The 11,809-nt window shown below is 32.8% G+C and carries 15 protein-coding genes and 1 tRNA gene; 10 read left to right on the forward strand and 6 right to left on the reverse strand.

The window, feature by feature from the left end:
• Positions 1–2 precede the first annotated feature (2 nt).
• The 3 genes from pth to ABJD27_RS20975 all read right to left on the reverse strand — a co-directional run bounded on the left by pth (position 3) and on the right by ABJD27_RS20975 (position 2,501).
• Positions 3–632, reverse strand: a complete 630-nt coding sequence (gene pth, locus ABJD27_RS20965; RefSeq protein ID WP_348164131.1) for an aminoacyl-tRNA hydrolase — start codon at positions 630–632, stop codon at positions 3–5.
• Positions 633–916: 284 nt separating this feature from the next.
• Complete coding sequence (locus tag ABJD27_RS20970; RefSeq protein ID WP_348164134.1) at positions 917–1,534, reverse strand: 50S ribosomal protein L25/general stress protein Ctc; 618 nt, start codon at positions 1,532–1,534, stop codon at positions 917–919.
• A 25-nt stretch (positions 1,535–1,559) separates the two neighbouring features.
• On the reverse strand, positions 1,560–2,501 hold the full coding sequence (locus ABJD27_RS20975) for a ribose-phosphate pyrophosphokinase (RefSeq protein ID WP_348164137.1): 942 nt from the start codon (positions 2,499–2,501) through the stop codon (positions 1,560–1,562).
• A gap of 309 nt (positions 2,502–2,810) precedes the next feature.
• Here ABJD27_RS20975 and ABJD27_RS20980 point away from each other — a divergent pair, with 309 nt between their 5' ends.
• The 5 genes from ABJD27_RS20980 (at position 2,811) to ABJD27_RS21000 (ending at position 5,031) form a co-directional block, all read left to right on the forward strand.
• Positions 2,811–3,008, forward strand: coding sequence for a GIY-YIG nuclease family protein (locus ABJD27_RS20980; protein WP_348164140.1), 198 nt, complete (start codon positions 2,811–2,813; stop codon positions 3,006–3,008).
• A tRNA-Leu gene (locus ABJD27_RS20985) sits at positions 3,008–3,088 on the forward strand. Before ABJD27_RS20980 ends, ABJD27_RS20985 begins: the two co-directional genes overlap by 1 nt.
• A gap of 207 nt (positions 3,089–3,295) precedes the next feature.
• A complete protein-coding gene (locus ABJD27_RS20990) occupies positions 3,296–3,886 on the forward strand; it encodes a hypothetical protein (RefSeq protein ID WP_348164143.1) in 591 nt (196 codons plus the stop codon).
• A gap of 204 nt (positions 3,887–4,090) precedes the next feature.
• Positions 4,091–4,303 (forward strand): hypothetical protein, encoded by a 213-nt coding sequence (locus tag ABJD27_RS20995; protein ID WP_348164146.1) that lies wholly within the window; start codon positions 4,091–4,093, stop codon positions 4,301–4,303.
• A gap of 584 nt (positions 4,304–4,887) precedes the next feature.
• Positions 4,888–5,031, forward strand: coding sequence for a hypothetical protein (locus tag ABJD27_RS21000; protein WP_348164149.1), 144 nt, complete (start codon positions 4,888–4,890; stop codon positions 5,029–5,031).
• A gap of 698 nt (positions 5,032–5,729) precedes the next feature.
• Here ABJD27_RS21000 and ABJD27_RS21005 read toward each other — a convergent pair.
• Positions 5,730–5,918 (reverse strand): hypothetical protein, encoded by a 189-nt coding sequence (locus ABJD27_RS21005; protein ID WP_348164152.1) that lies wholly within the window; start codon positions 5,916–5,918, stop codon positions 5,730–5,732.
• A gap of 104 nt (positions 5,919–6,022) precedes the next feature.
• On the opposite strand from ABJD27_RS21005, the gene ABJD27_RS21010 reads away from it, so the two are divergent.
• The 4 genes from ABJD27_RS21010 (at position 6,023) to ABJD27_RS21025 (ending at position 8,789) form a co-directional block, all read left to right on the forward strand.
• A complete protein-coding gene (locus ABJD27_RS21010) occupies positions 6,023–6,181 on the forward strand; it encodes a hypothetical protein (protein ID WP_348164155.1) in 159 nt (52 codons plus the stop codon).
• Between the two features lie 1,387 nt (positions 6,182–7,568).
• Positions 7,569–7,769 (forward strand): hypothetical protein, encoded by a 201-nt coding sequence (locus ABJD27_RS21015; RefSeq protein ID WP_348164158.1) that lies wholly within the window; start codon positions 7,569–7,571, stop codon positions 7,767–7,769.
• Positions 7,770–7,828: 59 nt separating this feature from the next.
• Positions 7,829–8,023, forward strand: coding sequence for a hypothetical protein (locus ABJD27_RS21020; protein ID WP_348164161.1), 195 nt, complete (start codon positions 7,829–7,831; stop codon positions 8,021–8,023).
• 298 nt (positions 8,024–8,321) lie between these two features.
• Positions 8,322–8,789, forward strand: coding sequence for a hypothetical protein (locus ABJD27_RS21025; protein WP_348164164.1), 468 nt, complete (start codon positions 8,322–8,324; stop codon positions 8,787–8,789).
• A 72-nt stretch (positions 8,790–8,861) separates the two neighbouring features.
• Here ABJD27_RS21025 and ABJD27_RS21030 read toward each other — a convergent pair whose 3' ends face one another.
• On the reverse strand, positions 8,862–9,053 hold the full coding sequence (locus ABJD27_RS21030) for a SymE family type I addiction module toxin (protein ID WP_348164167.1): 192 nt from the start codon (positions 9,051–9,053) through the stop codon (positions 8,862–8,864).
• Positions 9,054–9,150: 97 nt separating this feature from the next.
• Between ABJD27_RS21030 and ABJD27_RS21035 the strand changes: the two genes are divergently transcribed.
• Positions 9,151–9,366 (forward strand): helix-turn-helix transcriptional regulator, encoded by a 216-nt coding sequence (locus tag ABJD27_RS21035; protein ID WP_348164170.1) that lies wholly within the window; start codon positions 9,151–9,153, stop codon positions 9,364–9,366.
• Between the two features lie 62 nt (positions 9,367–9,428).
• On the opposite strand, the gene ABJD27_RS21040 is transcribed toward ABJD27_RS21035, so the two are convergent.
• Positions 9,429–11,630 (reverse strand): tetratricopeptide repeat protein, encoded by a 2,202-nt coding sequence (locus ABJD27_RS21040; protein WP_348164173.1) that lies wholly within the window; start codon positions 11,628–11,630, stop codon positions 9,429–9,431.
• Positions 11,631–11,809 lie beyond the last annotated feature (179 nt).

The following is an 11,809-nucleotide window of genomic DNA, read 5'->3' on the forward strand; positions in this document are numbered from 1 at the left end:
CCTTATTTCCCGTTATATGCATTCATCGTATTTGATATTCCTGCTGCTGCAAAAGATGCAATCACATCGCATCCTTTTTCTAATCGTTCTGTAAGTGACGCTTCTTCCTCACTACTCCATTCTCCAAGTACATAATCTACTTGACGTCCTTTTGAAAACTGATCGCTTATTCCAAATCGGAAACGATTATATTTTGTCGTATTGAGTTGCGCTTGGATATCCTTAAGCCCGTTATGGCCTCCATCACTTCCTTTGGTTTTTACACGAATGGTTCCAAATTCAAGATTCAAATCATCGGTGATAACCAGTAGGTTTTCTATAGGGATTTTCTCTTGCTGTAACCAGTATCGCACTGCTTTTCCGCTGAGATTCATATACGTATTTGGCTTTAGAAGAATCACGGTTTTCCCTTTGACTTTCGTCTTTGCGATATCGCCTAATTTTTCTGTTTCAAATGTGGTATTGTTTGCTTTCGCGAAAGCGTCCACCACCTTAAAACCAATATTATGTCGTGTATTTGTGTATTTGGGACCTATATTACCCAAACCTACAATGAGAAATTTTTTCATAGGATCTTCAACAGATGTCTCCTTCTCTTTTTTCTTAAAAATGCGATTAAAAAAAGAAAACATAGCTCTCTGTTAGTTTAAAACATAAAAGTACTAAATGCATCACGCCTTGGCAAATATCATAGTAACTAAAGCATTTCTGCCTGCTTCTTTTAAAGAATTGTTATGTAGTTAACGCACGTTTTTAAAAAATCTTTCTCTCTTTCTGAAAATCATAAGACTCATCTTGTTCTAAATTAGGGCTTCTTTCTAGGTTTCATACCAAAATGAAAGATTCCCAATTTTGAAGGAATAAAAAAAGCATCTTGAAAATTCAAGATGCTTTTTTATATGATATGAATTGCTACTTATTCTGCAGCAGCTTCTGCTGGTGCTTCAGCAGTTTCTCCTTCTTCTTCTTCATCTTCTTCTTCATCTACAGCATTACGAGATGTTCTTACTTGACACACTACAGTGTTGTCAGGATGCATAAATTTGTATGCTTCGTTCTCAAGAGCAGTCACATATAATTTGCTACCTATCTTAAGCTCAGTAATATCTGCCTCTACAAAATCAGGAAGATTATCTGGCAACGCTTTGATTCTTAATTTACGGTTGTTCTTACGAAGAACACCTCCATTAAGTACACCTTTTGAACTTCCTATAAAATGTACAGGAATGATCATCGTTACTTCTTTATCATCAAATATTTGATAAAAATCAACGTGTAAGATACGATCTGTTACTGGGTGAAATTGGATATCTTGAAGGATAGCACGGTATGTTGCTCCATCAAGACTAATTTCTACCGTATGCGCATCTGGTGTGTATACCAAGTTTTTAAACGCTAATTCTGGTGCGTTGAAATGCATTGGTTGATCCCCTCCGTAGATTACGCAAGGTACCTGTCCAGCATTACGTAAGGCCTTACTAGCTTTCTTGCCTACGCTTTCTCTTTTAGATCCTTTGATCGAAATTGACTTCATTTTAAATATATTAAGTATTAATTAATTACATAACAAACTTAGACGCAATACTTGTGTTACTATGAACACGGTGCATTACATCTGCAAATAGTGGTGCACAGGTCAATACTTTTACTTTATCGCTCTTGTGCTCTCTAGGAATTGAATCTGTCACGATTAATTCTTTAAGTTGACTATTTTCTAATTTTTCATACGCATTTCCGCTTAAAATAGCGTGTGTACATATTGCTCGTACACTTAATGCTCCTTTCTCCATCATCAGGTCTGCTGCCTTTGTTAAGGTACCCGCAGTATCTACCATATCATCTACAAGAACTACATGCTGTCCTTCTACATTTCCTATAAGCTCCATATGAGAGATTACATTTGCTTTTGCACGTTGCTTATAACAAATAACAACATCACTCTCCATTGCTTTACTATATGCATATGCTCTCTTACTACCTCCCATATCTGGAGAAGCAATTGTAAGGTTGTTTAATCCTAATTCTTGTAAATAAGGTAAGAATATCGTCGAAGCAAATAAATGGTCTACAGGTTTTTCAAAAAATCCTTGGATCTGATCTGCGTGTAAGTCCATTGTGATAATACGAGTGGCTCCTGCAGTCTCAAGCAAATTTGCTTTTAGCTTTGCAGCAATAGGTACTCTAGGTTTATCTTTACGATCTTGACGTGCCCATCCAAAATAAGGGATCACTGCTGTAATATGTCTAGCAGATGCTCGCTTTGCAGCATCTAGCATTAATAACATTTCCATCAGGTTATCACTATTAGGCATGGTACTTCCTATTATAAAAACTCTTGATCCACGTACAGATTCTTCAAACGAAGGTTGGAATTCTCCATCACTGTATGTAGATGTAATAACATTTCCTATCGGTTGCCCGAATTCTTTTGCTATTGCTTCTGCAAGAACTTTGCTTTTTTGACAAGCAAATATTTTAGGTTGTGGTACTGTAGCTGCCATTTTTGGTAACGGTTAAACAGATTGATTAATGGTTCCTTTCTCAAAAAGGAGGTGCAAAAATAGTAATAAAAATAAGTCTAGCCTTAGAAAAATCGGGGTTTTATGTTGTTTGCATAAAATTATTCTTTAATTTTGCCATCCATTATAGCCGAAATGCCTGCCTACCGAGGTTAGGTAGGGCGGAATTGGTAGACCTGTCTGCCGACAGGCAGGCGCGCTGCGACTCATCATCGTAGTAATTGAAATATTGAAAAAATGATATATGTTTATGCACTATCTAGTATATACTACAACTACATTTATGTAGGAATGACAAATAATCTAGAAGAACGTTTCCATAGACACAATACAGGAAGAGAACGAACTACCAAACCGTATCTTCCTTATAAAATAATTTATCAAGAAGCATGTCTTGATAGACCCAGTGCTCGGAAACGAGAAAAATACTGGAAATCTGGAGTTGGAAAAGAACAACTCAGAAGCATCAGAGATTCTCTGATCACTTAGCCGAAATGGCGGAATTGGTAGACGCGCGCGACTCAAACTCGCGTTCCTTTGGAGTGTGGGTTCGATTCCCACTTTCGGTACTAAAAAACCTGATCTTATCCAGATCAGGTTTTTTTTGTGGTTTTATTTTAATTTAAAATAAGATTATGGAGACGTTGTATCGCTTGCAAAAACCAGTATGAAATTTAAAAAAGTATATGATTAGAAAAAATGATTTACTAAATTAGGTGTCTAACTGTGTAATCAATCATACACAATCACATTAGTCACAAGTTATTTTGGAACGTATGAACATAACAATAAAGTGTACCATAACCCTAGTGTTCTTTTTATTGATTTGTTCTTTTGTTAAGGGACAAAAAACAGACATACAATGGTACAGTGAGACTGAGAATAATGGGATAACAATACAGAACAGCTTCCCGAAAGGCGGACCATATACGGGGCCTACAAAAAAACATTTTAATTATAGTTACTTGGTATTCTTTACTCGTGTAATTAATGAAACTGAAAATCAGTTTGAACTGAGCGTTCATTTTTCTGCTGATTCAATTGGAATTCCTGATTCTCCCAACACCTTCGTAAAATTATTTCTGCCTCCTGACACCATGACTCTTGAGAAGCAAGATTTATTTAGCTATGGAGTAACAGAATTGGAGTCTTTTGAGAAACCAACTAAGTTTCAAAAGACCATAAATTCTAAAGAGGATTGTCTTTTTTATGTTGTAGCGATCTTTTACCAAACAAGAGCTGACATACAAAATCAACAAAGAGGAGGCAATCGAGCAGAGCTTATTTTAAAAGGACAAGACCTTTTTTATAAAATGTCTCCACAGATTGATTCTCTGCATTGCGGACAAATTATGTTTAAAAAATGAATTATGATATAGGCATATATAGCAAAGTTGCCCCACCAACAATAAAGAAAAATCATTTTATATCTAGATTGATCGTTTTACAAAAGCGTTTATCTGAAGAATAAAGCATTTAATCGAGAAACTATCTGTGATATCCTTGTTTTTTTCTTGTTGTTTATGAACCCTATCTTTATTAAAAATTGATGTACCCTAATACATACGATCATGAAAGACAAAAGGAAATCGCCCAATCAGAATAGATTTGAAAGTAGTCGAAGGAATTATGATGAGAAAGAGATATTAATGGAAACGCTTTACAACATACGTTTAACACGAGATGCTACCTTAAAAATGGCAAAGACCATCAACCTCATGGGTCTTGTTCTTATCATTGGCGTAGCTATGTATCTTATCAAAACAGTACTTACTTTTTTTTAGTGTTTTTTTAAAAGAAGAATATTGCCTATTTCATTTTTTGCTTGTTTCTTTTTATAAGATGAATATAAAGGTGTGTACGGTAAAACCGTAATTAACTGATTATCAGTTATTTTCATTACCTTAATTGTATTATTAATCTTATAAATACAAATAATCATGAAAAAAAAGAATCTAAAATCGTTGTCTTTACACAAGAATACTATTTCAAAACTTAGCGCTACAAGAGTACTAGGTGGTGGCCCCGAATTTGCTGAGGAAGGCTCTAATGTTCAAGGATGCCAAGGTCTAGCAACGAGAACCGCATGCTCAACGGCTTGTTAATACTCATAAATAGTGCATTGCTATTAAAAACTCCTGAACAATCAGGAGTTTTTAATGTAATACATACAGTTGTCTTTTCTTAGCAACGAGCGTAATGATGAGCCTAGGCTTTTCTTGCTTGACTTTTATTTCTTTCCTTTTTTCATAACCTAGTTCTTATAAATTATTTTATAGCTACTACATCCATTTTTGCACTTTTACAGGGGTAACATATCTCCTTTTTCTCCTCTTACTACTATATAAACTATGTAAACTTTATTATTATGTTAGAATTAATTAAAAGATTAGAAAATGCTAAGGTTTTAAAAAAATCAGAGTTAAAAACTATTCAAGGAAGAAGAGGCTGCAGTTGTTCTGGTAATCCAAACGGCAATGGTAATCAAAATCCTCCTTGTCATGAATGTTAAACTTTAGTTTAAACTGCTGATAGGGTTTTATAAAGCCCATCAGTAGTATTTTTTATTATTTCTACAGTTACTTTTTAGTTTGTTTATATTTGATTAAAACATAATCTCTATGGAAGTAACAATTGGTCCTTGGCAAATACTAATACTTATCGTTTTATTTCTATTTGTTGTTAGTTTCATTGGATTAATAATTTATTTGATTCGAAGAAATAGAAAGCGCTAACTACTGATTTACTGATTACTATTTATTTTGCTATCTTGTTTTATCATTAATTTTAAAACTTTTATTATGTTAGAACAATTTGAAAAATTCGAAATCGAGAAGCCAAAAGTCATTTATGGAGGACTTACTACTGTAGAATATATTATTATCCTCGCTTGATAGATTTTATGCGAACTCCGGTTCGCTTTTCTTTTCTTTTTTTTTACTATATCTACTGTATTTCTTGATTTGTAACTTTTTAGGTTTCACACTCATTAGTGTTATACATTTACACTAAAAATTTGTTTAAATATGTTGTGGTCCGTTGCTGCCATTTTTTTTGGTATTATTTTTCTAAAGTTTTCTGGATTTTTTACTGAGAATCAATCTAGAGTTGGTTCTAAAATTCTACATTACATTTATATTTTAATTATAATTATAGGATTTGTTAGAGTTCTCTGGTCTGTCTATAAAATGCTATAACTACTGTTTTTTATTAAGTGTTCTTATCGCACCAAAACTTGTGCGGTTTATCTTTCGACTCTCCACAATTAGGGCAATACTTAAACTCAGACACAGCTTGTATAAAATCTTCACCAATTACCCATTTTAAATCTTCCTCCATGTTGTACCCATCTTCGGGAACACCTCTAGAGTGTAAATCCCATAATTTATCTTCTAGCATCGATACCTACTGTTTATTTAGAATTACGGATAATTCGTAACTATTTGATTATCAATTATTTTTATTAACTTAGATGTATTATTAATTTTAAAAATTTTATTGCTATGTTAAAGAACATTTCAGGTTTAGGAAAAGAATTAAACAAACATCAACAAGAGCAAATAACAGGAGGTTGCGTAATCGAAGGAGGACCTTGCATCACTTATTGTGGAAGTATTAAAGTTATTCACCGTTGTAATAATCCTCCTAACTGCTTTGGATAAACTTCTTAAATAATAATTGAAACTGGGGTTATATATAATAGCTCCAGTTTTTCTTTTAACTACAGTTAAATTAGAATTACGTCAAAACCGTAACACGCTGATTATTAGATGTTTTTGATTACCTTAGATATATTATTAATCTTAAAAATTTTATAATTATGTTAAAAAACATTTCAAACTTAGGTACTATCTTAAATAAATCAGAATTAAAAACTATTAATGGTATGGCATCTTCATGTTATAATTCCTGTCAAAATATTGGTGGTAATCGATGTGAACAAACAACTCCTGGGTGTTTTAAATTTATTGATTATGGTAGATGTGGTTATGGAGGGCATTGTATCTTTTATTAAAAATAGAATGAGAGCGAACTTCGGTTCGCTTTTATTTTCTCCTGACTCTTCATTCTACAGTTTTATTTTGTAACGTTTCTATATTAATTGCATCATATAGAAAATGATACTTATGATTTTATTTATCGAAGTATTGTGCTTTATAACCAGTAGCTACTTCTTTATTTCATGTATTATCGGAAAGGATACTTTCCTTAGTAAACTATTTAATGATAAAGACTCAAAACGTTTGTATAATTTCTCTTTTAGTATGTTCTTGTTAATCCTAGGACTGATAATGATCGTTTTCAATTAACTACTATTATTTAATTGTTCTTATCTTTGAGTATGGAACAAAATTTTAATACTATTAATCTTGAATACGTTAAAACTAAAAAGGCTTCATTGCTTATTAAAATTGTTGCTGTTTTTCTCATGTTAATTTTTATTTCAATTCCCATGTATGAGATTTTAATTCAGTTTGCCCCAGTAGATACAAATGATTGGGGTTGTATTGCACCTTCCTTCTAACCATTTTATACTTCAGATTTAATTATTATTAAAATTTATTTATAGTTCTGCATATGCATAGGTTTTTAAAGTTTTCGATACTATTTTCTATTGTATTTTTAATTTATAGTTGTTCTTCAGATGATGATAGACCTTCTTGTCTTGAAATTGATTTATCAAGTGATTTTGATCCAGTTATAAGATCTTGTGAGGAAATTCAAGATTTAACAACAATTGATTGCAAATGTGATTAACGTCTACGTATTTAAATAAAAACCTCCATGATCATTTCTATATTTTTGAATTAGTTTCTTGAAAACGCTCAACTCTTACCGTCTACCAAACTCATACTCCTTCTTTTAAACACTAAGAACCCTAATCTTTTCAAAATCAGGGTTTTTATGATTTAATCCTCCTCACTATAACTACGGTTATGAATTAATTTCTAACGAATGTAGTCAAGTTGCTTACACTTATACATTTACTATTGTGCATTCATTTTCTTTATGCGTTTTTAGAGAATATTAATCATTAATTTTTTTCTTATGTTAAAATCAATTTCAAAATTAGGTACTGTATTAAACAAAACTCAACAGCGATCTATTGCTGGAGGAGGATGCGGACCACATAATAGAGTTGCTTGTGGCGGTGGTTGTGTAAGCTGTTCAAAAAACTCTGATTGCCCTTCTGGTGTTTGTGCGACAAATCGCCCACAATGTTCTCCGGGAGCAAGGACTTGTCTTTAAAAAATACAAGCGGGCTTCGGCTCGCTTTTTAGAAATTATTCATCTTTAAATTATTCATTATGTTAAAATCAATTTCAGGTTTAGGAAACGTTTTAGACAACGAAGACCTAAAACAAATTAATGGGAGTGGTAAAGCGATAGATAAGTGCTGTAAACCACCCGTAAATGGGAGAAGTAAATCAACAGCAAGATCTGCTTGTGCTTGCTTTCCAGATTGTGCGTATTCTTCATGTGGATGCCCTTGTGAAGACTAGATAATTTTTGCTATTCTAAGCTATCAATTACAGTTGTTTTATATACTCTAAATAATCCCATAAGTGACATGGCGTGCATTTGTATCGTTTTGTATTTTACTTAAAAGCTGGGTTTATTTTCCCCCAGTATATATACTTCTTACGACGATGCCCGAGAAATCACTCATTTCATAATTTTCTTTTTGATAATTTAATATAATTTTTGTGTTGTAGCGTTAATTGCCCGTTAAATCAGGATGTTACGAACTTTGGTTTCACTTCTATTTCCTTTATTTGATCCTAACTAAAACATTTCAATATGAAGAAAATAGCATTCTTTTTAATAGTAATTACCATGATATCCTGTGACAGTGATGATGATTCTGCTCCTACAGATCCACTTGTTGGAGTTTGGGATCTCAATAGGTCATTTGTGAATGATGAAGAACAAATTGTAAGTGACTGTGAACGGCTAAGCCTGATCCAAGTATTTGAAAATGGATTCTATGACAGGGATGATTATAATTATGATGACATAACCGATAGTTGTAGTTCATTTCATAGTGATGATGCTGTACAGGTAACGCCTAATAGTGTCACTCGTGTGCTTACGGATTATCCAAATGCCGCTTGGGAAAATCAGGGGGATGGCAATTACAAGTTTACGCTTGAAGAGTCGGGTCCTGTAAAAGATGTTACATTAGACACAAGTAATACATTCTCTTTCACTGAAGTCATTGGAGATTCTATATATAAAAGAGTGTACATTAAAGTGCCGTCCATTTAATGGACATTTCAAATTTCAAATTTAAGTATTATAAAAACTCCTGTTTGTCCAGGAGTTTTTATATGGTGTAAGCTATCGTGATCTCTCCTCAGCTAGGGTAATCGTGAGTTTATTTTTTTGTTGCTTGACTTTTATTTCTTTGCCTTCTTCAAATCCCAATGCTTGTAACCATTTCCCTTCGAGTCTAATCTCAGGAACAGTGGTATGATCCCACCTACGGGTTCTAAATTTTTGATAGATTTTAAGTTTTCTGATTTTGCTCAACTGTCAACTATTTATATGACAAATGTATTAATAAAAAATAAATTGTCAAACTTTTGTATGACAAAAATGTCATATAATTAATTGACATTTGTTTATCGTGGATAAAGAACTACTTAAAAAAAAACTCGGTCAACGCATTGTTGAATTACGAAGTCAAAAAGGCTGGAGTCAATCAGATTTGGCTAGAGCATCTAGTAAAGACAGACAAGCCATTGAGAAGCTAGAGAATGGTAAAGTCAACCCTACGATATACTCTCTTTTAGAAATTGCGAAGGCTTTGGAAATTCCTTTGAAGAAGATGGTTGATTTTTAGATATGGTTTGGGAAGCGTATCTAAAAATCTATTGCTCACTAATACTCAATTAAATTTTAAGATTATCCCATTTCCTTTTTTAGCGAAATTAGATTGTTTTTTATGATTTTGGTAGTAGGGTGGTGATCTCCATGTTTTTCAAAAAATATTTGATACGCTTTTTCCAATAATTGCTTTGCACCCTCATAATCCCTTAGAGCTTGAAGTACTAATGCCAAATTTGAATAACGAATTGCTGTCGTAGGATGATCTTCACCAAAGTTCTTTTCATCTGAAATTTTGGCTTTTTCCAATAATTGCTTTGCTCCCTCATAATCCCCTAGGGCTTTAAGTACTAATGCCAAATTTGAATAACGAATTGCTGTCGTAGGATGATTTTCACCAAAGTTCTTTTCAGCTGAAATTTTGGCTTTTTCCAATAATTCCTTCGCTCCCTCATAATCCCCTAGGTCTTTAAGTACTAATGCCAAATTTGAATAACTAATTGCTGTCGTAGGATGATCTTCACCAAAGTTCTTTTCAGCTGAAATTTTGACTTTTTCCAATAATTCCTTTGCTCCCTCATAATCCCCTAGGTCTTTAAGTACTAATGCCAAATTATTTTGAATTTTGGAAATATCTATGATCATATTGTCTCCCAATTGGCTTAAAAACTCTTTTCCGTATGGAATCCATTTAAATTTTGAGACAGGATTGTCTCTATTCTCAAGACTAACTGTTAAAACTGATTTCAATGAGTCTATAATTGGCTTTAGGAATTCAGTATCATACGTAAACCTAGACTTCACTACATCCTGAATAATTTGATGTAACTTATATGCATCTTCAGATTGGTTATACAAAATCCATCCTTTTTTAAATAATTCTGCACGTCCTCTAGGCAATGTATCAGATAAAAAATGGAGTACTTCTTCAAGGTCTTCATTTTTTAAATATTCAGAAGGTAGTAAGGTTATATATTTCAATAAAGTGATCCCGTTCTCCGTTAGTTCACTCATATCAAAAATAGATGTCAAATACGATAAAATTTTACCTACTTTTTTATTACTATGCCTAATGATAATATCTGTCTCCATGTTGCTTAAGATTGCTTCATTCAATGTAGTTGGAGATGTACGAAGTTCTTGTGCCGTTTTGGCAAGTATTTCTATAGTAAGCGTATGATATTCAACATTTTTTACTAATTCTCTGATATATTTATTTTTAAGTTTTTCAAGAGTGTAGTGCTTTTTAAAAAGCTTTATTGCCTCTGGTTCACTCAAAAAACCGATTTCCATATTATCAAAAAAATCAATTTTCTCTCTTGATGTAATTACTAAATGCCAATTGGGCTGACTCGGTAAATGAGAAGCATAGGTGGCAAGATCTTCTGTAGCATTATCTATGATTAATAAGTTTTTTCCAGGTAGGCTATTTAGACTTGCCTTTACTGAGTTATACGTTTCTTTGGGAGTTGTACCTAATTCAATTCTTAAAGATTCTAGAAGTCCTGGAGCAGAAACGACATCATTAAACAGCCCATTTTGAGTAGCACTTATCCAAGCAATATGGGTATACTCATTATAAAATTCTGTCAAGTATACGGTAGCAAGGGTTGTTTTTCCTATGCCTCCCATTCCATTTACCAGAACTACTTGCTTATTTTCAAACAAACTTTTCTTTATGTTTTTCAACTCTGAATTTCTTCCGATAATTTTTCCTTTTTCTAACTTAGGCAGTAGTGTTGTAAGCTCTTTAGGAATTTGGGAGGATGAGTTTCTATCTAATAGACCAATAATTTTTTGAGTATCACCCTTTACAGAGGCTGTTAAACTACTTAAACTCTTTAATTTTTCAGTATTCGTAAATATTTGTCCTTGGTAATTTTCACGAATAAAAAAAGTCTTAAGTTTTTGATCTTGATTTGCATTGAATAAAAACAACTTATAGAATTTATCAAGATCCTCTTTGGTAGGCACAATAATGTTTGCATTTTCTTCAAACGCCACATCTATAGCGTCCTTTGGGCCTTCCTCAAATAATATATAGAGACTTAATGCTTCAAAAAGCATTTGACTTTTGTAAAAAGGAAATTTGTCCGTTTTTGTTTGTGTAGGCTGTTCTTTTTCGAACTCTTGTATCGTTTTTAAGATGACTTGATACAGCCTTGTTGGATACGACGCTTTAGGCCAAAAAAAAGTTACAACTTTATCTTTCCATGTGTCGTTTACAATTTGCCCAGCAATGCTGTTAGCTACAAATATTAGGATAGTTTCTAATGCCATACATTCTTTAATGCATCAAGATTTTTGTATTTCTTATACTCAACAAGAATATTAGTAAAAACCTTGCTCTTTATACCTTACATAAAATTACTAAAATCCAATTGACTACCAGCCTTTTAAACATAAAAAGAAAAGTACAGATTATAATCATTCCTATAGTACGGCTTCCCGTAATCCCA

It is taken from the genome of Dokdonia sp., assembly GCF_039945015.1.
Lineage (GTDB): Bacteria > Bacteroidota > Bacteroidia > Flavobacteriales > Flavobacteriaceae > Dokdonia.

Excerpts from the sequence above, each read along its gene's own strand:
- ABJD27_RS21010 (WP_348164155.1), top strand. The coding sequence starts at position 6,023 with ATGTTAAAGAACATTTCAGGTTTAGGAAAAGAATTAAACAAACATCAA.
- ABJD27_RS20990 (WP_348164143.1), top strand. The coding sequence starts at position 3,296 with ATGAACATAACAATAAAGTGTACCATAACCCTAGTGTTCTTTTTATTG.
- ABJD27_RS21015 (WP_348164158.1), top strand. The coding sequence starts at position 7,569 with ATGTTAAAATCAATTTCAAAATTAGGTACTGTATTAAACAAAACTCAA.
- ABJD27_RS21020 (WP_348164161.1), top strand. The coding sequence starts at position 7,829 with ATGTTAAAATCAATTTCAGGTTTAGGAAACGTTTTAGACAACGAAGAC.
- ABJD27_RS20975 (WP_348164137.1), bottom strand. The coding sequence starts at position 2,501 with ATGGCAGCTACAGTACCACAACCTAAAATATTTGCTTGTCAAAAAAGC.
- ABJD27_RS21005 (WP_348164152.1), bottom strand. The coding sequence starts at position 5,918 with ATGCTAGAAGATAAATTATGGGATTTACACTCTAGAGGTGTTCCCGAA.
- ABJD27_RS21025 (WP_348164164.1), top strand. The coding sequence starts at position 8,322 with ATGAAGAAAATAGCATTCTTTTTAATAGTAATTACCATGATATCCTGT.
- ABJD27_RS21040 (WP_348164173.1), bottom strand. The coding sequence starts at position 11,630 with ATGGCATTAGAAACTATCCTAATATTTGTAGCTAACAGCATTGCTGGG.
- ABJD27_RS21000 (WP_348164149.1), top strand. The coding sequence starts at position 4,888 with ATGTTAGAATTAATTAAAAGATTAGAAAATGCTAAGGTTTTAAAAAAA.
- ABJD27_RS20980 (WP_348164140.1), top strand. The coding sequence starts at position 2,811 with ATGACAAATAATCTAGAAGAACGTTTCCATAGACACAATACAGGAAGA.
- ABJD27_RS20995 (WP_348164146.1), top strand. The coding sequence starts at position 4,091 with ATGAAAGACAAAAGGAAATCGCCCAATCAGAATAGATTTGAAAGTAGT.
- ABJD27_RS20970 (WP_348164134.1), bottom strand. The coding sequence starts at position 1,534 with ATGAAGTCAATTTCGATCAAAGGATCTAAAAGAGAAAGCGTAGGCAAG.
- pth (WP_348164131.1), bottom strand. The coding sequence starts at position 632 with ATGTTTTCTTTTTTTAATCGCATTTTTAAGAAAAAAGAGAAGGAGACA.